The organism is Enterococcus sp. AMC1251 (genome assembly GCF_058216535.1).
Window position 1 is genome coordinate 2488827 of record NZ_CM177098.1, and the last position, 21485, is coordinate 2510311.

Annotated in this window: 17 protein-coding genes, 1 pseudogene and 1 other annotated feature; of the genes and pseudogenes, 3 read left to right on the forward strand and 15 right to left on the reverse strand. The window is 36.6% G+C overall.

The window, feature by feature from the left end; translation table 11 throughout:
- Positions 1 to 36: 36 nt before the first annotated feature.
- The 4 genes from AC4BBR_RS11730 to AC4BBR_RS11745 form a co-directional block, all read right to left on the reverse strand.
- On the reverse strand, positions 37 to 723 hold the full coding sequence (locus tag AC4BBR_RS11730) for a class I SAM-dependent methyltransferase (protein WP_490459715.1): 687 nt from the start codon (positions 721 to 723) through the stop codon (positions 37 to 39).
- 35 nt (positions 724 to 758) lie between these two features.
- Positions 759 to 1799 carry a 3-isopropylmalate dehydrogenase gene (leuB, locus tag AC4BBR_RS11735; RefSeq protein WP_490459716.1) on the reverse strand — a complete coding sequence of 347 codons (1041 nt, stop codon included), beginning with the start codon at positions 1797 to 1799 and terminating at the stop codon, positions 759 to 761.
- Positions 1799 to 3322 (reverse strand): 2-isopropylmalate synthase, encoded by a 1524-nt coding sequence (locus AC4BBR_RS11740; protein WP_490459717.1) that lies wholly within the window; start codon positions 3320 to 3322, stop codon positions 1799 to 1801. Before AC4BBR_RS11740 ends, leuB begins: the two co-directional genes overlap by 1 nt.
- A 374-nt stretch (positions 3323 to 3696) precedes the next feature.
- On the reverse strand, positions 3697 to 4977 hold the full coding sequence (locus AC4BBR_RS11745) for an O-acetylhomoserine aminocarboxypropyltransferase/cysteine synthase family protein (protein WP_490459718.1): 1281 nt from the start codon (positions 4975 to 4977) through the stop codon (positions 3697 to 3699).
- A 138-nt stretch (positions 4978 to 5115) separates the two neighbouring features.
- Positions 5116 to 5376: a binding site (T-box leader), on the reverse strand.
- 149 nt (positions 5377 to 5525) lie between these two features.
- Here AC4BBR_RS11745 and AC4BBR_RS11750 point away from each other — a divergent pair.
- Positions 5526 to 5882, forward strand: coding sequence for a hypothetical protein (locus tag AC4BBR_RS11750; protein ID WP_490459719.1), 357 nt, complete (start codon positions 5526 to 5528; stop codon positions 5880 to 5882).
- A 32-nt stretch (positions 5883 to 5914) separates the two neighbouring features.
- The gene (locus AC4BBR_RS11755) at positions 5915 to 6076 is read left to right on the forward strand and encodes a hypothetical protein (RefSeq protein ID WP_086312285.1); all 162 of its coding nucleotides are present in this window, start codon (positions 5915 to 5917) and stop codon (positions 6074 to 6076) included.
- Between the two features lie 538 nt (positions 6077 to 6614).
- Here AC4BBR_RS11755 and AC4BBR_RS11760 read toward each other — a convergent pair.
- The 4 genes from AC4BBR_RS11760 to AC4BBR_RS11775 all read right to left on the reverse strand — a co-directional run bounded on the left by AC4BBR_RS11760 (position 6615) and on the right by AC4BBR_RS11775 (position 12592).
- Positions 6615 to 7049, reverse strand: a complete 435-nt coding sequence (locus AC4BBR_RS11760; RefSeq protein WP_490459720.1) for a hypothetical protein — start codon at positions 7047 to 7049, stop codon at positions 6615 to 6617.
- Positions 7050 to 7178: 129 nt separating this feature from the next.
- On the reverse strand, positions 7179 to 7766 hold the full coding sequence (locus AC4BBR_RS11765; RefSeq protein WP_490459721.1) for an ATP-dependent Clp protease proteolytic subunit: 588 nt from the start codon (positions 7764 to 7766) through the stop codon (positions 7179 to 7181).
- A 243-nt stretch (positions 7767 to 8009) separates the two neighbouring features.
- Positions 8010 to 10721 carry a cation-translocating P-type ATPase gene (locus AC4BBR_RS11770; RefSeq protein WP_490459722.1) on the reverse strand — a complete coding sequence of 904 codons (2712 nt, stop codon included), beginning with the start codon at positions 10719 to 10721 and terminating at the stop codon, positions 8010 to 8012.
- 650 nt (positions 10722 to 11371) lie between these two features.
- The gene (locus AC4BBR_RS11775) at positions 11372 to 12592 is read right to left on the reverse strand and encodes a helix-turn-helix transcriptional regulator (RefSeq protein WP_490459723.1); all 1221 of its coding nucleotides are present in this window, start codon (positions 12590 to 12592) and stop codon (positions 11372 to 11374) included.
- 127 nt (positions 12593 to 12719) lie between these two features.
- On the opposite strand from AC4BBR_RS11775, the gene AC4BBR_RS11780 reads away from it, so the two are divergent.
- Complete coding sequence (locus AC4BBR_RS11780) at positions 12720 to 13688, forward strand: NAD-dependent epimerase/dehydratase family protein (protein ID WP_490459724.1); 969 nt, start codon at positions 12720 to 12722, stop codon at positions 13686 to 13688.
- Between the two features lie 321 nt (positions 13689 to 14009).
- Here the strand turns inward: AC4BBR_RS11780 and AC4BBR_RS11785 are convergent, their stop codons facing one another.
- The 7 genes and pseudogenes from AC4BBR_RS11785 to rpsN all read right to left on the reverse strand — a co-directional run.
- A complete protein-coding gene (locus AC4BBR_RS11785) occupies positions 14010 to 14768 on the reverse strand; it encodes a tRNA 2-thiocytidine biosynthesis TtcA family protein (protein WP_490459725.1) in 759 nt (252 codons plus the stop codon).
- Between the two features lie 25 nt (positions 14769 to 14793).
- Positions 14794 to 16632, reverse strand: a complete 1839-nt coding sequence (locus AC4BBR_RS11790) for an LTA synthase family protein (RefSeq protein ID WP_490459726.1) — start codon at positions 16630 to 16632, stop codon at positions 14794 to 14796.
- 124 nt (positions 16633 to 16756) lie between these two features.
- Positions 16757 to 17791, reverse strand: coding sequence for a Gfo/Idh/MocA family protein (locus AC4BBR_RS11795; RefSeq protein WP_490459727.1), 1035 nt, complete (start codon positions 17789 to 17791; stop codon positions 16757 to 16759).
- Positions 17792 to 17974: 183 nt separating this feature from the next.
- A complete protein-coding gene (locus AC4BBR_RS11800; RefSeq protein WP_490459728.1) occupies positions 17975 to 18943 on the reverse strand; it encodes a sugar phosphate isomerase/epimerase family protein in 969 nt (322 codons plus the stop codon).
- Positions 18940 to 19677 carry a ThuA domain-containing protein gene (locus AC4BBR_RS11805; RefSeq protein WP_490459729.1) on the reverse strand — a complete coding sequence of 246 codons (738 nt, stop codon included), beginning with the start codon at positions 19675 to 19677 and terminating at the stop codon, positions 18940 to 18942. Before AC4BBR_RS11805 ends, AC4BBR_RS11800 begins: the two co-directional genes overlap by 4 nt.
- An 18-nt stretch (positions 19678 to 19695) precedes the next feature.
- Positions 19696 to 20772 carry a Gfo/Idh/MocA family protein gene (locus AC4BBR_RS11810; RefSeq protein WP_490459730.1) on the reverse strand — a complete coding sequence of 359 codons (1077 nt, stop codon included), beginning with the start codon at positions 20770 to 20772 and terminating at the stop codon, positions 19696 to 19698.
- A gap of 468 nt (positions 20773 to 21240) precedes the next feature.
- A pseudogene (gene rpsN, locus AC4BBR_RS11815) lies at positions 21241 to 21402 on the reverse strand (30S ribosomal protein S14); the annotation flags it as partial.
- Positions 21403 to 21485 lie beyond the last annotated feature (83 nt).

Sequence of the window (21485 nt, forward strand, 5' to 3'; positions counted from 1 at the left end):
GTTTAGTCACATCCATTTTTTATTTTCATTCCTATTTTAAATTTTTTTCCCAAGGTAAACCGCGTAGTTATAGTATTTATATACAACATCCACATTTTGAAATCCCACTGTTTCCAATGTTTTTAATTCGGTCATCAAAGGTTGGGGGCGATCTTCTTCAAAATGACTTTTCAACCAGCGTTCTTGAATTTCTTTTAAAGTAATCTGCTGATTCATAAAAGCAATCCATTTTTGCATAAATGCTGTTTGCAGTTCTGAGCTAGACGCTTGGATCACATCAGCGTTAATAAATAGTCCGTTATGATTTAGCGCCTCATAGATTTGGTGATAAAATTGTTGATGCTCTGCTTGGTCTTCTAAATGATGAAGGGCTAGTGAAGAAACTACCACGTCATAATTTTTCTCAAACGTTAAATTTTCAAAAGAGCTAGCAATACAAGTTGCTTGATTATTTAATTTTTGTTTGGCGATTGTCAGCATTTTTTCACTCATATCCACACAAGTGATCACAGCATTTGGATATACTTCTTGAATAGCATGTGCTAATGTTCCTGTACCACAGCCTAAATCAATTACGGAAATCGATTGGTCTCGTCCAAAAGGGATACTTGCTACTATAGCTTCGATTAGTTGATCGTAATAGGGAATGATTTTTTGAATGATACCATCAAATTCTTGTGCTTCTTGGTCAAAATGGGATTGGATTTGTTCATTGCGTTTCATTGTTTCTTCACCTGCTCTTCCTTCATTATTTTGAGTTAATTCAATTCTTTGATCACGGCTTCTGTGAAATCGGTTGTTGTAGCTGTTCCACCTAAATCTGTTGTTAGGATTCCTTTGTTCATGACACGATCGCAAGCCTCTTCAATTTTCTTTGCTGACCTTTCTAAGTTGAATGATTGGCGTAACATCATCGCTACTGACAAGATCATTGACATTGGATTAGCAATATTTTGATTAGCGATGTCTGGTGCTGAACCGTGGATTGGTTCATATAACGACGGACCAAATTCGCTGTGACTAGCGCTTGGCATCATGCCGAGTGAGCCTGGAATCACTGATGCTTCATCACTTAGGATATCACCAAATAGATTTTCCGTGACAATCACATCAAAGGCTTTGGGTTTTTGAATCATGACCATTGCCGCTGAATCAACTAGTTGATGTTCTAAGGTACAATCTGGAAATTCCTGCGCGACTTCTTCGGCTGTTTGACGCCATAATTTACTGGTTGCTAGTACATTGGCTTTATCGACAGAGGTGACTTTTTTGTTTCTAGTTTGCGCAATTTCAAAGGCTTTTCTGATGATGCGTTGGATTTCAGCTTTTGAATAGGTGCATAGGTCTGATGCTTCTGTTTCTCCTAGTTGTTTTTCGCCAAAGTAGATACCACCTGTTAGTTCACGAACGACTACAAAATCAACACCTCGAACGTTTTCTTGTTTTAATGGAGATAAATGAGCGACTGCATCCGGTACAGAAATCGGACGGATATTTGCAAAAAGACCCAAGGCTTTTCTTAAATCAAGTAAGCCTTGTTCAGGACGTTTTGGTGCATTGTCCCATTTTGGGCCGCCGATCGCACCTAGTAAAATTGCATCAGCTTTTTCGCAGGCTGTTAAGGTTGAATCTGGTAAAGGATCCCCTTGTTCATCGATACCTGCGCCACCAAAGGCAAAACGTTCAATATCAAAATCGAGATTATCTTGCACCATAATTTCGGCTAAAATTTTTAGTGCACTATCCATTATTTCTGTCCCGATGCCATCTCCTGGTAATGCTGCGATTCGTTTGCTCATTAAGCTTTCCCCACTTCTTTTTGAAATTGTTCACTGGCTTTGACGTAAGCTTTCGCTGACGCTTGTAAGACATCAAAATCGATGCCAATGCCGTTGAATTTTTTATTATTCTCTGTATCTGCTAAGGTTACATGAACTTCTGCTTGAGCATCTTCACCACCTGTGATGGCTTTGATGTAATACTCTTGTAATTCTGGTTTTTGAACAAATATTTTGTCGATCGAGTTATAGATTGCTTGAATACTACCAGAGCCGATCGCTGATTCTGTTTTGCTTTCGTTTTCACCTGTATTGATGGAAACGATCGCTCCTTGGCTACCGTCAGAAACGTATTGTAATTGGACACGTTCCAAGCGATAATCTTCACTGCATTCTTGAGATTGCCCGACCATTAGTGCGATCAGATCGTCTTCTGTGACTTGTTTCTTTTTATCCGCTAATGATTTGAACCGTTTGAAGGCGTCTTTTAATTCGTCTTCTGTTAGTTGGTAGCCTAAAGCATCCATTTTAGTCGCAAATGCATGGCGTCCTGAAAGTTTTCCTAGTGGCAATGAGTTTTCATTTACCCCAACAAGTGATGGTGTGATGATTTCGTACGTATCTGGATTTTTCAACACGCCATCTTGATGGATACCTGATTCGTGCGCGTAGGCATTCGCTCCGATGATGGCTTTATTTCTTGGTACTGCCACACCTGATAGACGGCTGACGAGATCGCTGGTTCGTTTGGTTTCATTCAATGTGATGTTGCTTTTGGCTTGGTAAAAATCTTTTCTGATATATAGCGCCAAGGCTACTTCTTCGAGTGCAGTATTTCCTGCTCGTTCACCAATGCCATTGATGGTTCCTTCTACACGGCGAGCGCCATTTTCAATCGCTGCTAAAGCATTGGCCGTCGCCATCCCTAGATCATCGTGGCAGTGAGAAGAGAAAATAATTTCTTTGTCGCTTTGGATATTTTCGATTAAAAATTTGAATAGTGCGCCGTATTCCGTTGGGTTGGAATAACCAACCGTATCAGGAACGTTGATGATTGTCGCTCCCGCATTGATTGCCGTTTGAACCGCTTTTAGTAGAAATTGTTTGTCAGTTCTGGTTGCGTCTTCTGGTGAAAACTGGACTTTATCAAATTTTGTTTTAGCATAGCTGACATGTTCTTTAATAGATGTAATTACTTCATCTGGTGTCATTTTTAGTTTAAATTCCATATGAACTGAGCTAGTTGCTAGAAATACATGGATTTGCGAGTATTTGGCATTTTGCAAGGCTTCGTGAGCACGATCGATGTCAGCTTTTTGGCAACGTGCGAGAGCTGCGACAGTCATTTTCTCAGCATTTTCTGCGATTGCTTTGACTGCTTCAAAATCTCCAACAGATGCGATCGGAAATCCCGCTTCGATCGTATCAATGCCCCATTTCTCAAGTTGTTTGGCGATTTGGACTTTTTCTTTGGTGTTGAAATTTACACCTGGTGTTTGTTCGCCATCTCTTAGAGTGGTGTCAAAAAATTGGATATGTTTCATTTTTCATACGTCCCTTCAAACTCTTCATTTTTTAATTACATTTAAATTTTTCTATAAAAAAAACACCCCATGTCTGGGGATGCTTTGCCATCCCGTTCATGCAATGCGAAAACAGGACTCTCAACGTCTGATAAGAAAAAGCTGAGCTACAGCTGGTTTCTAGAAATCAGTGTGATGAGTCCTTCATTAATAATAAGAATGTAACTGTTGCTGTCTGCTTGTTCATTCTATTCAACATCCTTTATTGTCAGAATTTTTTAATAATTCGAACTATAGTGTTAAAGATACCGAACTTTCAAATTAAAGTCAATAGTTTTATGAGGATTTTTTAAGAAAAGCTGAGAAAAAATATCTTCTCCGCTTCAATCTTCTTATTATATTTTATCTAATGCTTGTTCTAAATCAGCTAAAATATCATTGACATTCTCAATCCCAATCGATAAGCGAATTAATTCTGGTGAGGTTCCTGAAGCTTTTAATTCGTCTTCGCTTAGTTGAGAATGTGTTGTTGAAGCAGGATGAATAATCAAAGATTTTGCATCACCAACATTAGCTAAAAGAGAAAACAGATTTACATGATTGATCAAGTTTTTTCCTGCCTCGGCTCCGCCTTTTACACCAAAAGTAAAGACTGAACCTGCTCCTTTTGGTAAATATTTTTCAGCAAGTTGATGGTATTGATTATCAGCTAAACCTGGATAGTTAACCCATGCGACTTTCGGATGTTTGTTTAAAAATTCCGCAACAGTTTGAGCATTTTCAACATGACGTTCTACCCGCAACGATAATGTTTCCAATCCTAGAATCAATAAAAAACTATTGAATGGTGAAATTGCTGCTCCTGTATCTCTTAGTAATGACACTCTTAAACGAGTGATATAGGCCGCTGCCCCCACATCTTTTGTATAGGAAAGTCCGTGATAACTTGGATCTGGCTCAACTAATTTAGAGAACTTTCCATTTGCCCAGTTAAACGTTCCTGAATCAATAATGATTCCGCCTAAAGCAACGCCATGTCCTCCGATAAACTTTGTTGCGGAATAAACGACAATGTCAGCTCCAAAATCAAAAGGACGATTTAAATAAGCTGTTGCAAAAGTATTATCGACAATCAAAGGCAGCTCATGTTTATGTGCTATTTCTGCAATCGCTTCTAAATCTGCCACGTTTGTGATCGGATTCCCAATCGTCTCTATAAAAATTGCTTTGGTGTTTTCTTTGATTGCTTCTTCAAAATTTGTTAATTGGTCCGGATTGACAAACGTCGTTGTGATACCAAATTCTGGTAATGTGTGCGCAAATAAATTAAAGGTTCCACCATATAATGTGGAAGCTGAAACAATATGATCACCACTACTTGCAAGATTTTGGATCGCATAAGTGACAGCCGCCGTCCCAGAAGCTACTGCAACCGCGCCTATCCCTCCTTCTAATTCGTTCAAACGATCTTCTAATACTGCTGTTGTAGGATTTGTGATACGTGTATAAATATTTCCTGCTTTAGATAAAGAAAATTTTTCAGCTGCATCTTGCGTATCGTCAAATGTATAAGAAGTTGTTTGATAAATTGGAACAGCTCTTGAATTTGTCTCTCTGTCTGGTGTATGTCCACCGTGGATTTGGATCGTTTCGAATTGATAGTTAGTGTTTGTCATTATGCTTCATTCCTTTTCTGTTTTCTATTTTATTTATTTTTTTTTATGTTTCCGATGCACATGTCACTCTCTTGCATAATGACCACCTCTTTCTATTATTCTCATTAAAAAAAGTCGCCCTCTACTAGCATCAAACTAGTAAAGGGCGACTGTCGCGGTACCACCTTTATTGGGAATTATTCCCATCTCAACCCAAACGAATAATTTCTTCTTAATTTGGTGCCTTGTTAACGGTAGCCATCCGTAAAAACCAAACTGATTTTTCCTCTCCAAGATCATTTTCAACAAGGGATCATTGCTTTCTTTCACCAAACAAAAGCTCTCTCGACCAGTGAATCAGCAAATTAGCTCACTGGATATAAATGTCTTCTTGCGTACTCTTCTTTTCAATGAGTTTTATTATTAAAAATAATAGTAGATTATTCTCATTTGTTTGTCAACTTTTTTCTTCTATTACCATTTTTTCTAATTATTTCTTTTTACTTGAGTGTCCTATTTCTCTTTCTTTCCATTTTTTATTATAATTAGGGAAATTGGAGGTCGATTTAATGTCAGCAAGTAATGAAAAAGTAGAACTACTCTTATCTTATCTCTCGGAGATCCATACCAAAAGTTTATCCTTATACGATTTAGTAACTAGCCGTCCACGTCCTGAAGATACTCGTATTCTTTTGAATATCAATGAGGTTTTCACTTACTATCATAGTGTGCGCATTTTTTACTACAGTAATAGTGAACTAGCCACTTCAGAAGTACAGCCCTTTTTAAAGATTTTTGAAGATTTTTATTTTGAATTGAAACAAGTATTTTTTCTTGAAGAAGATGATAGCATTCTACTTTATAATAAGTTAACTGCAATGAAAGATTCTTTTGAACAGTTGACGAATGATTTTAATGTTTTATAATAGAGTGGATAACAGGTAAAGAAGGTGCACAAATGGATCAAAGCGAAGTTGTAGATCGCTTGCGCGAAGAGTTGGAAATTCCATTTTTTAATGGAACGATCGAAGAACGTGAATACACAGAAGCCGAATATCAAAAGATCAAAGCTGATCTTGTTCAGTATTTTGATGATTATGTTCGTAATGTAGAAAATTGATACGAATAATTGTACTAGAATTTTTTTTAAGTCTAAATCAGAACATAAATGTTTTGTTTTAGACTCTTTTTTATATTCTTATAAGTGAGGTTGAGACATAAGAGCCTATTTCTGAAGCCTTCAAATCTTAGTAGTTTAGTTCTTAGAATTTGATGTGATTGAAGTGGAGGATTTAACTCTAACTTGTTTCATTCGTAGAAGTTAATGAGATCGAAACGAAGTGTAGTAGTTACTTTTGCTCTCACCTTTTATTCGGATTTCACCCTCTACTTCTGAATAAAAAATAACAACTCAAATCACATAAAAACACAAATAATAAACATATAATATCCATATAATAATTAATTAAAAAATAAAAAACCATCGGCTGAAAAGGCCGATGGAAAAGGAGTATTACTCAATAAGAGTAAAATGAAAAATAAAAAGGTTGTTGTTGGTATGAATTAATAATACAACACATTTTTTTATTTGTCTACTAAAAATAATATTAAAATGAAATTAATCATTACTTATTTTTGTCATTTTTTCGTCTATATTTTTATTTTTTCAACAAAAGATTACTCATTCGTGTAATTGCAAATGAAATATCATCTGTTGCTTTATCTTGCTTCTCTTCTGAGTTATTGAATAAATCAACATCAATACCCTTTTCAGGGTCTAAAGATAAGATCATCTCGTTACATCCAGCTAAGTATTCGATGTATGAACGTTCAAATTTTTTATGAATTCCCATCACACGTGCAGGTGGACGTAATTGCGTCACTTTTTCCAACATAATTGTATATTCTTTAGTTCCATCTTGGAAAACACGCTTTATTTCAGCGATTCTTTCTGATGAGAGTTCAGATACCTTTTCTTCGTCAATTGCTTTGCGAACTTCTTCATAATAGTCGTTCATCTTTTCGCCAACTTCTTCTGTTTCCTTGACGATATCATTGATATTTTGCACATAATAGCCTAAATTTGGTTTCATATTTCTTCCTACTTTCTTTTAGTAATCACTCAATTTTACACTTTTTTATAGGTGTATGACAAGTGGAATTTGCAAAAGAATATTTTTAGAGCAAAAAAACTGCAAACATTTTAGCTTGCAGTTTTTTCTTTATTTGATTTCATCACTTGTTTTGATAATTTTAGAGATCATGCCATAATCCTTGGCTTCATCAGCAGACATCCAGAAATTACGATCTGTATCTTTTGCGATTTTTTCGTATGTTTGACCTGTTGCTTCTGCAATCAAACGGTTTACACGTTCACGCATACGAATAATTTCTTTTGCTTCGATTTGAATCTCTGTGCTTTGTCCTTGGACGCCACCTGCTGGTTGATGAATCATGTAGCGAGTGTTTGGCAAGCTATATCTGTTCTGTGCTTCAGCAGCTAAATAAATTGTAATCCCGGCACTTGCGACCCAACCTGTTCCGATCACAATCACTTCTGGCTTCACAAATTTGATCATATCATGGATCGTATCTCCAGCTTCAACGTGTCCACCTTGGCTATTAATGAAAATTTTGATTGGCTCATCCCCCATGGCAGCAAGTAAAAGCAGTTGAGAAGTTACTTCCCGAGCAAGGTCTTGGTTGATTTCACCGTAAATCAAAATGGTTCGTTCTTCAAATAATTTTTTCATAAATGCATTGGATTGTTGTTTTTCTTCTGTTTCTTCATTTTCATCTAAATAGTTCATATCTAATAACCTCCATATTTTAAAGCTAAATATCTATATTAATAATACCGCAATCTGAAAATTTGTCCACTTTTTTGACTTGTTTTGACCTTAAAAAATGATTTTTTTTACAGTATTTTCCCATTAAAAAGAACGAGACTGAGACATAACTCTTCGAGTCACATCCCAGCCTCAAGGAACCGAATAAACAACGGGAGCAAAAGCAGCTCCTTTGGAAATACCTTCATTTTAATCTTGCTTAACTTAGCTCTTACCCATTCGGCGTTGAACAAATTTTACAATCTCAACAATTGGAATAATCGCAAATGATGTTCCAGCAACGATTGCCCATTGGTAAGCATCTAGAGAAGTTACACTAAATAAATCGTTAAATCCTGGAATTAATATCGTTGCTGCTAGTAATAGGAACGATACTAAGATTGCCCAGTTGAATGATTTATTTCTAAATAAGCCAACTTTAAAGATTGATTGGTAAATAGATTTCACGTTAAATGCATGGAACAATTGGATCAAGCCCAATGTAGCAAAGGCCATTGTCAAAGCATCACCATGTTGTAAATCATACAAGGCTGTTGCTGATAAGTTCGGCATATTTGCCGCTGTATGTGCTGGAAATTCGATCGCCATTTTATATACAATCAAAGTTAACGCACCTTGTGTAATCCCTTGATAGATCACGCTGCTTAAAACACCGCCAGAAAAGAAGTTTGATTTCTTTCCGCGAGGTGCATGGCTCATCACGTCACGCTCAGCAGGTTCTACACCTAGAGCAATTGCTGGGAATGTATCGGTTACTAAGTTGATCCACAATAAATGAACAGGTAGCAAGGTATCCCAAGCTAACATTGTTGCGATAAAGAGTGTTAATACTTCCCCTAAGTTGGCAGAAAGTAGATATTGAATCGTTTTTTGAATATTTGAGAAAACTTTACGTCCTTCTTCAACCGCTACAATAATTGTTGAGAAGTTATCATCTGCTAAGACCATATCAGAGGCACCTTTTGATACTTCTGTACCAGTGATTCCCATGCCAATACCAATGTCTGCAGCTTTTAAGGCTGGTGCATCATTCACACCATCGCCTGTCATAGCAACGACTTTCCCTTCTTGCTGCCACGCTTTCACGATACGAACTTTATGTTCAGGTGATACGCGAGCATAAACTGAATAATGGTCAACAACTTTCGCAAAGGCTTCGTCAGATAATTCATTTAGTTCAGCACCTGTGATTACTGCATCATCGTCACCTTCTTTGATGATACCAAGACGTGCTGCGATTGCTTCTGCTGTATCTCTGTGGTCGCCTGTGATCATGATTGGGCGAATACCGGCTTCTTTTGCTACTTTTACCGCTTCAGCAGCTTCTTTACGTTCTGGATCGATCATACCAACAAGGCCTGCAAATACTAAGTCTTTTTCAACTAGATCAGAATCCATTTCCGCTGGAACTGCATCTACGATTTTGTAGGCCATTCCTAAAACACGTAAGGCTTGTTTGGCTAATTTTGTGTTGGTTGTTAAAATCTCTTGACGTTGTTTGTCATCCATTACTGGTGTTTGACCATTTAATAAGACTTGGTTACAACGTTTTAGTAATTCGTCTGGCGCACCTTTGACAGCAACTAGGAATTTACCGTCTACTAATTGGTGAACAGTTGTCATTAATTTGCGATCTGAATCAAATGGAATTTCAGCAACACGAGGTTCAGCGGCAACTTTTTCGGTTACGTTGAAATCGTGATCTAAACCGTATTGAACAAGTGCTGTTTCAGTTGGATCACCGATCAATGAACCATCTTGTGCAATTTTTGTATCATTTGTATAGTTCATGATCTTTAAAGCCATATTGTCCATCGCAACAGCATCTGTTGCAGGTTTTACTTCATTATCTGTGTAAAGAGCTTCCACCGTCATTTGGTTTAACGTCAATGTTCCAGTTTTATCTGAACAGATAATATCTGTGCTACCTAATGTTTCAACCGCTGGTAATTTGCGGACAATGGCATTTTTCTTCGCCATTTTTTGTGTTCCTAAAGCTAAAATAATCGTAACGATGGCTGGTAATCCTTCTGGGATCGCTGCTACGGCTAATGAGATAGATGTTAATAGCATGTCAATCCATGTACGACCATTCATCATACCGACAACGAACATAATCGCTGCAATTACTAAGATAGCAATCGTCAGCATTTTGCCTAATTGGTTTAGGTTTTGTTTTAACGGTGTTTCTGTTTCTTTTTCATTGGCTAACATACCAGCGATTTTACCGACTTCGGTGTTCATCCCTGTTCCGACAACCACACCAATTCCACGACCGTAAGTTACGTTACTGCTGGAATAAGCCATATTGATTCGGTCACCGATCCCAATATCAGATGCAGTTCCTTCTAAAATTGTCGCTTCTTTTTCTACTGGCACCGATTCACCAGTCAGAGCTGCTTCTTCAATTTTCAAGCTGGCAGCTTCTAATAAGCGTAGATCAGCTGGAACAACGTCGCCTGCTTCTAATAAAACGATATCACCAGGTACTAATTCGTCACTTTTAACAGTGATTACGTGGCCATCACGACGAATATTCGCATTTGGTGAAGACATTTCTTTTAGCGCTTCGATCGCTTGTTCTGCCTTTGCTTCTTGAATCACGCCGAAGATTGCGTTTAACACAACTACAAGCAAGATAATAAATGAATCAACCATATCTCCTGAAAATACTGCAGAAATTACTGCTGCAAATAGCAATACAATGATCATAAAATCTTTAAATTGCTCAAAGAATTTCACAATGATTGATTTCTTTTTTCCTTCATCTAGAGCATTGGCGCCGTAACTTTCTAACCTTTTTTTAGCTTCTTGATCCGTTAGTCCTTCGACAGTCGTATCAAACTTTTGTAAGACCTCTTCATCTGGCTGAGTGTAAAATGCTTCAGATAATTGAACCTTTTTTTCTTCTGACATGTTCATCCTCCTTATAATTTGCAGCTACTTAAATCTATTTTACTTCATAATAGCGAAACGAACACGTTTTTGGACTTATCCGTTCGCAGCAAAACGAAAAAAAATAGACCTCTGTATGCTAAATAGAACATACATAAGTCTCACCGTTTAAGACAACACCAGAAATTTCTTTCGGAGTTGGTGATGTTGTCGCAGCTAGCGCCGCCAGTTACTCCCTCATGAAATAATAGATTGGCGACGGACAAATCCTTCACCAGTTATTATTGCTAAATTAATTATACCTGTTTTTTTAGTGTTTTTCAAATAAAATCATATTGATTTTCAGAAAAATTTCTGATTAGGTTTAAAAGAGTCTTAAATTAGTTTGAGTAAAATACGTTATATTTTTCCATTTAAAATAAGAAAACACCCTAATAGTTCTTCTATTACTCAAAAAGCGTAAGTGTAGTGATTTATAATTAGATTGATATGTTCCCCTTACCACAATCTGTGACAACTTCTAATACAACGGATAGTATAAATAGAAAAACGAGGAGAGAAGCAAATAGGACACCTCCGCCAAAAATACTAAATAGTTTCGAATAATTCAAGGAGACTGATTAGCATCGCTTTCACTTTTTCTTTGGCCAATCTCTTCTTGAATTTTTGGCTTACACTTGCTTCTTTTTTGTAGTTAATAGCTCTTTGTATTTGCTTGGGGTATTTCCCCAAAAGCTCAAAAAATTTCGGTTAAATGTCCGGATCGATTGGTAGCCACAAGCTTCTGCAATCTCAGTGATTTTTTTAGAAGAACTCAATAAAAGAGAGCGCGCAAACAACATTCGATTGTATTCTACCAACGCATTAAAGGTCATTGAAAATTCATCCACGGTGATTTGATCAATTTTAGTTGGACTAGAATAAAAATATTTAGCCGCTGTTTGAATCGAAATCGGTTCACTATAGTGTTGATTGATGTACGTATAAATCTCGAATGGTAGACTGTTTTGAAAACGAAACGAATTCATTTTTTTGTCAGATGACCGGATTTTTTTGACTTCTGTTGGTGAATAACCTGTCGCTGTTTTAAATTGTTTATTAAAACTAGGAACAGATCGATATCCGATAAAATCAGCAATAAATGCGACATCTAGCTCCTCAAATTTTAACATCGCTAAAGCGTTGTTGATGCGAACATCAATTAGATTTTCTACAAATGTTTTACCCGTTAATTTCTTTAACCCTCGATTAATCGTTTGAGGCGTGCTTTTAAATTTATTGGCTATTTCATTGAGTGATAACCCTTCTCTATAATGAAAATGCAGATACAATAAAATTTTTGAACTGATCTCACGTATTGGTTTTTCACGATTCCATTGATGCCTTGCCGTTCGCTCAAACCAAACGATCACTTGATACAAATCTGCAAGCAACGATAGATCATAGAGTCGCTCTTGTTGTTCATACTCCTTAAGGGCATGGGTAAAAATCATTCGTAAATAAGTAAAATCTTTTTCTTCACAATCAAGAATAGGTGTATCCCAATACTCAAAAAAATTCATATGTTGTTCTACTGATCGGGTGGTCAAGGAGGACAACATTAGAACATTTAAAGAAAGTTCGAAAGTGATTACTTTGATTTCTTCATAAATTTCGCAAAAATGATAAACATGGTATGAAAATAGCCAGAGTACACTCCCTTTTCCTACTAAATATTCTTGGTTATTAATTTGAATCTTTCCAGAACCACTTTTTATAAAAAGAAATTGGACAGCCATACGACTAGTTTTAGCAGTTCTCGTTTGGTAGTGTTCATTTTTTACAATAAAATCAGCTTTTGTTAATTCAAAACCATAGTAACTAACGCCTGTATAAGGAAGCTCGTTTTTCATATCTTTCCCTCTTTATTCATTTAGGATAAGAAATATATTTCTCATGACCAACATTTCTTCTTCATTACAATTATACTATAACTAATCATGTGATACATATCACAAATGAAAATTAGGAGGATTTATCATGAGTAAAAAAATTTTTGTATTAGGTGGAACTGGTTTTTTAGGGTATCATACAACAGAGGAATTATTGAGAAAAGGGTATGAAGTAGCTACGATTTCTTTACCGCCAATGCCAGCAGAAGATTTATTTTCTGGTGATATTTCAGTAACTTTAGGGAATATCAATGATATGACTGATGAAGCCATTTTGGACATGCTTGATGGGTGTGAGGGCTTTATTTATGCAGCTGGTGCTGACGAACGAGTGGTTCCAGAAAAGCCTGCCTCTAAATTTTTCTATGAAGCAAATGTCTTGCCAACGCAACGTTTAGCTTATTTAGCAAAAGAAGCTGGCGTGAAAGATTTTGTTGTCTTCGGTTCCTACTTTGCGGAATTTGCTGAGCGTTTACCTGAGACTAATTTAAAACTTGAAGGGTATCCGATGATGCGTTTACTGCAAGAACAAGTTGCTTTTGCTGAAGGAGACGGTCATATGAATGTGACTTCATTACGTTTACCTTATATTTTTGGTACAATGCCAGGTCGTGAACCGTTATGGAAAATGTTTACTGATCAAATCAAAGGACAAGATGTTTTCCCTGCCCTAAAAGGCGGTACTGCAATGGTCACTGTAGAACAAGTAGCAGAAGCCGCTGTGGGTGCTATGGAAAACGGGATACATCGCAGTACGTATGCAATTGGTGATACTAATATGAAATATCAAGAATTTTATCAAATGATGGTGGACGCTTTAGGACAAGATACAAAAGTACCTGTGGTTCCTTATGACGATGTCAAAGGAATTTACGAAGGTATAGATGCTGGAGCTTTACAAGCTGGTTTGGAACATGGTATTCATTCAACAAAATCTGCGATGATGCAGGAATATGATTTGTACTTAGATCCTAATGAAACCTTTCCTGTTTTGAATGTAAAACACTATGATGTGATTGCTTCTATTAAGGAAACATTGAAAAAATGTATTGAATAATTGATTATAAAAGAAGGTCGTGGTTAAGACAATAGCAGTTAGTTCCGAAAAATAAAAAGGAATTCACGAAAATGACCAGAAATACGGAATTTTCAATTTCGATATTGAATGATTCCTAACTGATTCTCTTCAAATTTTTGTGAGTTAGTAAGTAGTGTAACAACATAAGCTTATTTCCAAACCATCAAATTCTAAGTGCTAAAGCACTTAGAATTTGATGTGATAGTGATTGCTTCCACCATCTATTCACATTTATGATATGAAACAAAAGTAGATTTTATTTTTGTTTCACACTCCTTACTCTTCATTTTAGTAATTAAGTTACTCATCAACTGGTTTCAACGATTTCATCCAGAAATTCTCAGATTGACCTTGTTCCATTCCCATAATAAATTTCTCTCTAATATCAGGGTAAGCTTGAGACAAGTCACTTATGAGCTGTTTAATTTCTTCCCTTTTGGTTTTCTTATCCACAGGACATGGGTTAAAAATAACAGGCAATTCTTCTCTTTTTACAAACTGAATAATCTGTTTTTCTTCAATATAAAGTAACGGACGAATCAGCGTGATGTCTGTTTTTGATAAATAACTGATTGGCTCAAAGCTAGCCATTTGACCGTGAAATAAAAAATTCATAAAATAGGTTTCGATCGCATCATCTAAATGATGACCTAAGGCAACTTTATTGCAACCAGCTTCTTTCGCGCGTTTATATAAAATCCCCCGGCGTAGCTTAGCACATAATGAACATGGTGAGCGTTCTTCTCGAATATCAAACACTACTTGAGCGATATTTGTTGGAACAATCTCTAATTCATACCCCAAACTTTCCACAAATTCTTTTAACGGGGCAATATCCATATCAAATCCCATTGCTAAAGTGATAGGAACAATTTCAAATTCAAAACCTAAACGCTTTTGTTTACTAATCATATCTAGAAAATACAACAAGCTTGTACTATCTTTACCACCACTCATACCAATCGCTACTTTATCACCTGGTTGGATCATTTGATGATTCAATACTGCGTGGCGTATGGGATTATAGTAGACCTGATTATCTTTCTTTTTAAAACTCATTGTTTTCTCCTTTTGATCGCTGGATTCATTTGAAAAAATCGGTTTTTAAGCTGTAACTTTCTCCTGAAACGATATCATATTGGATCAAGCGATAATCTTCGTATACTTCTTCTTGTGATTTATTCAATGATAATGTTTTACTCCATTGTTTGTCCTTATAATAGAATCCTTTTTCAAATGCTGGCACTTCTTTTTCTAATTCACTCAATAATTGGTAGAATCCTGTCATCTGCATACCGCTCTGGTCAAAAAGTGTTGGTGCAAAGTAAAAAGGACTGATAATTGCATCGTGAATTTTTTTTTCACTCAATTTTTCTTGATTGTCATACATCAAAAATTCGGTTTCATGCATCTGGACTTCATCATTGTCTGCTTTGATCTCATCTGAATAAATACTTGGTAGATGGTCTCCCCAGAAAACTACTAACGTCCGTCTTTTTACATCATTCAGAGCCGTTGTAAATTGTTTCAATGCTTCACTACTATACGCAACGTCTTGCATGTAACTATCGATAGCATTTTTATTTCCTTGACTTTGAGAAGAATAATCCGACGTCGTGTATTTATCACTATAGGGCATATGTGTCTGCATTGTTACTAGATGAACAAATTGTGGATCACTTTCATTTTCCAGTAAATCTAGCACTTCTTTATACGCAGATTCATCCGAAATATAAGGATTTTTTTCAATTTTTTCTTTGTAGTTCATTGTGTCTTCACTGATAAATTGATCAAAACCTAATGTTTTATAGACATCTTTTCGCTTATACATCGAAGTATTGTAGGGATGAATAGCGGTTGTTTGATACTTTTGGTTTTTTAAAAGTGAGACAATCGATGGAATTTCTGTCATTTTTGGAATCAGCATAGTATACGGCGTTGTCATTTGAGGATTCAACAACTCCATTGAAAAACTAGTGAGTGCTTCAAATTCAATATTCGCTGTTCCACCACCATAGTTTTGTGATAACATCCGGCCACTATACGTCGTTTCAGCAATATTATAATAGTCTTTTAAAGGATCTTTATTCGCTGTTACACCCTTTAAATTCTGCGGATCAGAAAAACTTTCACTCATTACAAAAATAATGTTTGGTTGTTCTTCTTTTGAATCCGCATTTACTTCTTGAATTTTTTCAGTGTATTTATTGGTAATTTCTTCAATCGTTTTTTTAGAATAATTCTCTGGTTCATCCATTGCTTCTACCTTTAAATTATATAAAAAACCACCCATAAAACCTGTATTATAATAATTCATTTTTTGACTGTACGGAATCCACAGCGCAGTTCGATCGTAAGCTTTTCTTAGTAGATTATTTTGACTATTAAAATTACTGATATAGATTAATAAAGCGAGTGTCACTACTAAACCTGAGAGACGCACGATTTGTTTTTTTTTCGGCAACAACCGACTTTTATAAATCGCCCTTGCAAAGAAGATAAAACCGATAGCAGCAACTAGTAGAATAAATGTGAACGGAATCGTTCCGATCATTTCTTTTAACAAATCAAATTCGGTAACCATTTTTAAATCATCAGGGTAAATCGGTTCTGTTCGGTAAAACATTTTTTGATAATCAGCAAATCCTAAAATACTAATTGTGATTGCATAAAGTATGCTGCCTAAGACCAGCGAGCCAGCCAAGCTACATAAAAATAGTAAAAATATCAGTAAGACTAAACTACCTAAAATGAATTTTTCTGTATGCCATGAAAAAGCAAATTTGAACATTAGATCCATTGATAGCTCATTTTGACACCACTGTAAATATAGATTGCTGATCAAAACTAATACCAGCAATCCAATCACAGTTATTGAATATTTGACTGGTTTTTTCTTGAATATTTGTAAGTTTTTCTTCACACTGTTCTCCCTTTTCTCTTTCCAGAATACATCTCTTAGTATTTTATGCTTAGATGAAAAAAAAGTAAAGCTTCTATATTGAGAAGCTTTACTTTAAATGAAATTGAAACACTTCTATTTAGATTTATCGTTTTGCAGCTTTAAAAATTTCTTCGATCAGAACCATTACTTTGCGGACTTCTTCATTTTTGACTACAGGTTCAGCTTGATCTCTCACAACTTTATAAAAATTTTTATAGAAAGGATCGTATTCGGCAGAAACATCAGGTAATGATAAGGTCTCGGTTGCATCTTCTGAAGGTGGTGCCATTGTTTTCGTCAACCCCACACCTGCTTGAATCGGCTTTGGAGCTTGGATATTTTCCTTCCCAGATTCAACAACCATCTCACCTGAGAGAGTCCAATCGTGAATGATCGCTGTTCCTTTAGTTCCTTTTAAATACCAGCGTGGCAATTTTGTATAATTGGTCGTTCCAACTTCAACAATTGCTCGGATGCCATTTTCAAAAATGACATAGGCAATAAACCCATCGTCTACTTCATCTCCAAGAATATAACTTAAATCGGCAGATACTTTTTCGATGCGACTATCTACTAAAAATAAGAGTTGATCTAACAAATGGACACCCCAATCTAAAACCATACCTCCTCCATGTTGTAATTCGTGGCGCCAATCGCCGGGGATTCCATTCGCTCCTTGGACACGTGTTTCAATTTGGAATAAGTCCCCGATTTGGTGATTTTTATATAGCTCCCGTGTAATTAGAAAATCGGGGTCCCAGCGGCGATTTTGATGAACCATGAAGATTTTGCCTGTTTCTATAGCAACTTTTAGGATCTCATCCAATTCCTCTACATTCATTGCGACTGGTTTTTCGCAGACGACATGTTTTTCAGCTTTTAACGCTTGGATCGCTAAATCTTTGTGTGAGTCATTTGGTGTAGCGATCAGTACTGCTTCAATGATTTCATCTGTTAATACGTCTTCAAGTGTATTGTAAATTTTATGGTTGTGTTGGCTAGAAATTTTTTGGCGCTCTCCGGAAATATCATAGGTTCCAACGACATGGATTCGTTCGTTTTCATTTGGCATAATGTTGTGGACATGGTAAGAACCCATACCGCCATAACCGATTATGGCAAAATTGATTGCTGTCATTTTTTTAGTCCTTCCTAATAGTAGAATATGAATGATTTTGGGGATAAGATAGAATCTTTGAAAAAATTTTCTAATTTGCGCAAGAGCTGGACGAGTTCGTTCAGCTTTGCTGTGAACCACGAGGAACACAGTGAATCGAAGGTGAACCGTACAAAGCGACTATAAAGGGCTTTGTTTCATTGACTATGTCCACCACATTTCTGATGGTTGTTCTTTGATTATGATACTTTTTAAGTTCGTGATTGCTCGGTTTAATCCTTCTTCTGTGGACATGATCGGGTCCTCATGTTCAATGCTTAAAACATAATCGTACCCGTAAATTCTGAGTGCACTAATAATATCTGACCACACGTTTAAATCATGACCGCATCCTACTGAGCGGAAAGTCCACGCACGGGTTTTGACATGCCCATATGGCTGCATATCTGTTAACCCGTGCATATTGATATTGTCTTGATCTAAATACGTATCTTTTGCATGGAAATGATGGATTGCGTCAGCTTCACCTAAAATTTTCACTGCTGCCACTGGATCGATCCCTTGCCACCATAAATGACTAGGATCTAAATTACAGCCGATTGCTTTCCCCGTTGCTTCACGGAGTTTCAGCATTGTATAAGGTGTGTGGCAGAGGAAACCGCCATGCAGTTCGATTCCAATTTTCACGCCAGCAGATTCTGCGATCGTGTTGATGTTTTTCCAATAGGGAATCAACTTTTTCTCCCATTGATAATTGTAATTATCATCATATTCTGTTGGCCAAGGTAACACGGGCCAGTTGACTTGAGTATCGGTTGGGTTGCCACCAGATACACCTGAAAAACCATTGACGACTGACACATTCATTAACGACGCTAGTTTAATCGTTTTTTGTACCAATCCATCTGCTTCTTGTGCTGTTTCTTTTAATGGAGAAATAGGATTGTTATGACAACTTAATGCACTGATCGTTAAGCCTTTGTCAGCAAGTTTGGCTAAATACTCTTTTCTAGCTTCCGAACTCGCTAATAATTTATCGATATCTAAATGAGCCTTTCCTGGAGAACCACCCGTTCCTATCTCGACCGCTTCTAATCCTGCTTTTGAAACTGTATCGATCATTTCTTCAACGCTTAAATTATTAAATAAGGGAGTAAATACACCTAGTTTCATTGTTCAGTTCCTTTCTTGTTCGTAATCGTTTCCAAAGATTCATGGTGACCATATTTCGGATAAGTATTTTGTGTTGGTTGACACCATCGAACACCGTTTTTGATTACTTTTTGAACCTCTTTATTGTAGTAAGATGGATACGTTTCATGACCTGGTTGGAAATAAAAGATTTTCCCATTTCCACGATGATACGTGCAACCACTGCGAAAAACTTCTCCCCCAGGATACCAACTGATAAAAATCAAGTCATCAGGTGTTGGGATATCAAAATGTTCGCCGTACATTTCTTCTTTTTCAAGCTCAATATACTCGCCAATTCCTTCAACAATGGGGTGGCTTGGTGCTACAGTCCATATGCGACAATGTTCTTGCGCCTCTCGCCATTTTAAATCACAAGATGTCCCCATTAGTTTCATAAAGATTTTTGACATATGACCTGAATGAAGGACGACTAACCCCATACCTTCCAACACAGATTGATAGACGCGTTGAATGATTTCATCAGAAACTTCTTGATGGGCAACATGTCCCCACCAAATCAAAACATCCGTATTTGCCAGAACATCTTCCGTTAATCCATGTTCTGGTTCGTCTAATGTAGCAGTTTGTACAGAAAAATCATCTTCCTTTAAAAAACGAGCAATTTGTTGATGAATCCCATCTGGGTAAACTTTTTTTACAGCTTCATCTGTTTTCTCATGACGAAATTCATTCCATACTGTGACTTGGATCATCATTTTCCCTCCCATTCTTTAATCGAAAAATACAGGTTGATTCGTTTCGGATGCTTTGTAGATTGCTTCAAGAATTTCTGTCACAATCAAGGCTTGTTCTGGTTTAACAACAGGTTCTGTATCATTGATAATTGCATCGATCCATGACTGTGCTTCCAACACTTCTGGCTTGTCGCCAGCTCCATCATAAAAATCAACGCCGCCTGGTTCTAATTCGATTTTTTTCTCGAAAAGCATGCTGTGGTCTTCTCCATTGATTGTCAACCCATTGTTCATATCTGCTCCACCCTTCGTACCGTGAAGCGTTGTTTTTGCTTCTTTTACATCTAAGCTGTTCAATGCCCAGCTTGATTCTAAAAAGATCGTTGCTCCATTTTCCATCATGATAAAGCCAAATGCTGAATCTTCAACGGTAAATTTTTCAGGATTCCAAGAACCCCAAGCATTAGCTGCATTTTCAGTCTCAGCTAATTTATGATAAGCTTTTCCTACTACATATTTTGGTTTGTAATTGTCCATCATCCATAACGTTAAATCCAATGCATGAGTCCCAATATCGATCAAAGGTCCGCCTCCTTGAGCTTCTTCATCTAGAAAGACGCCCCAAGTTGGGACTGCACGGCGACGAATAGCATGGGCTTTAGCAAAGTAAATTTCGCCTAATTCGCCTTCATCACAGATTTCTTGTAAATAGATCGAATCTTTTCGGAAACGATTTTGATACCCAATTGTTAATTTTTTTCCTGTTTTTTCTGCTGCATCAATCATTCTGCGCGCTTCAGCAGATGTTTTTGCCATTGGCTTTTCGCACATCACGTGACAATCAGCTTCCATCGCTGTGATCGATAGTTCTGCGTGCGTGCTATTCGGTGTACAAACATGAACCACATCTAAGTCCATTTCTTCAAGCATCTTTTGATAATTAGTAAATGTTTTAGCAGTCAATGTACCATGATGCATTTTTGCTTCTTCTGCTCGTTCACTAATTAAGTCACAAAATGCAACGAGCTCCACTTCCTTAACCTGTGCAAGTGCTGGTAAATGCTTGCCATTGGCAATTCCGCCACAACCGATAATTCCTACTTTCAATATCATCAAAAAACCTCCAGTAATCTACTCATATTATTTTATAGAAAAATAAAGCGGTTCCACTTCTACACTCTTACTATACAAAATTTTGTGAGAGCTTTCTTCCTAGATTATGGGTAGAAAATTCCTGGATATTGCTGTGAATCACTGCAACTGGCTTTGCCAGAGCAGATGATGAACAGTACTTGGCGACCAACGGGAGAGAAGTTTCATTACTTGTGAATCACCAAACGTCTTACACTAAACTGATGTTGCCTCTCTCATAACTGACAATTGGAGAGAAACTTCCTTACTTGAAAATCACTAACAATTAGCTACAGCATAAATAAAATAAAAAACATTGCAGTCCTAATAACAAAAAAAGCCCTTCCCTTTATAAAAAGGAAGAACTTCATTCACTACTCTAAAATGCCCACTCAATCAACATTTCCAGAAGTCATCACTCGATGTCTTTGCATCTATTTATTGTTTTCTTTACCAGCTTGCTTTGTGTATGCCTGGGATTTGCCCTTGATATGCTAAAGTTCTAAAATTAATTCATGACATACCAAATTTACGTACAAATCCTCTTGGTCGCCCATCGATCAAATCCCGGTTTTTCAAGCGATTGGGATTAGAATCTTTTGGTAATTTGGGATTTTTAGCCATATTTCCTTTTCCCTCTAACAAATAATGATAATTACTTTACAAAAATAATTAGATTAATATCAACTAAAAAA

Bases quoted from the DNA above. Each gene is read 5' to 3' on its own strand.
- AC4BBR_RS11730 (WP_490459715.1), bottom strand. From the start codon at position 723: ATGAAACGCAATGAACAAATCCAATCCCATTTTGACCAAGAAGCACAA.
- leuB (WP_490459716.1), bottom strand. From the start codon at position 1,799: ATGAGCAAACGAATCGCAGCATTACCAGGAGATGGCATCGGGACAGAA.
- AC4BBR_RS11740 (WP_490459717.1), bottom strand. From the start codon at position 3,322: ATGAAACATATCCAATTTTTTGACACCACTCTAAGAGATGGCGAACAA.
- AC4BBR_RS11745 (WP_490459718.1), bottom strand. From the start codon at position 4,977: ATGACAAACACTAACTATCAATTCGAAACGATCCAAATCCACGGTGGA.
- AC4BBR_RS11750 (WP_490459719.1), top strand. From the start codon at position 5,526: ATGTCAGCAAGTAATGAAAAAGTAGAACTACTCTTATCTTATCTCTCG.
- AC4BBR_RS11755 (WP_086312285.1), top strand. From the start codon at position 5,915: ATGGATCAAAGCGAAGTTGTAGATCGCTTGCGCGAAGAGTTGGAAATT.
- AC4BBR_RS11760 (WP_490459720.1), bottom strand. From the start codon at position 7,049: ATGAAACCAAATTTAGGCTATTATGTGCAAAATATCAATGATATCGTC.
- AC4BBR_RS11765 (WP_490459721.1), bottom strand. From the start codon at position 7,766: ATGAACTATTTAGATGAAAATGAAGAAACAGAAGAAAAACAACAATCC.
- AC4BBR_RS11770 (WP_490459722.1), bottom strand. From the start codon at position 10,721: ATGTCAGAAGAAAAAAAGGTTCAATTATCTGAAGCATTTTACACTCAG.
- AC4BBR_RS11775 (WP_490459723.1), bottom strand. From the start codon at position 12,592: ATGAAAAACGAGCTTCCTTATACAGGCGTTAGTTACTATGGTTTTGAA.
- AC4BBR_RS11780 (WP_490459724.1), top strand. From the start codon at position 12,720: ATGAGTAAAAAAATTTTTGTATTAGGTGGAACTGGTTTTTTAGGGTAT.
- AC4BBR_RS11785 (WP_490459725.1), bottom strand. From the start codon at position 14,768: ATGAGTTTTAAAAAGAAAGATAATCAGGTCTACTATAATCCCATACGC.
- AC4BBR_RS11795 (WP_490459727.1), bottom strand. From the start codon at position 17,791: ATGACAGCAATCAATTTTGCCATAATCGGTTATGGCGGTATGGGTTCT.
- AC4BBR_RS11800 (WP_490459728.1), bottom strand. From the start codon at position 18,943: ATGAAACTAGGTGTATTTACTCCCTTATTTAATAATTTAAGCGTTGAA.
- AC4BBR_RS11805 (WP_490459729.1), bottom strand. From the start codon at position 19,677: ATGATCCAAGTCACAGTATGGAATGAATTTCGTCATGAGAAAACAGAT.
- AC4BBR_RS11810 (WP_490459730.1), bottom strand. From the start codon at position 20,772: ATGATATTGAAAGTAGGAATTATCGGTTGTGGCGGAATTGCCAATGGC.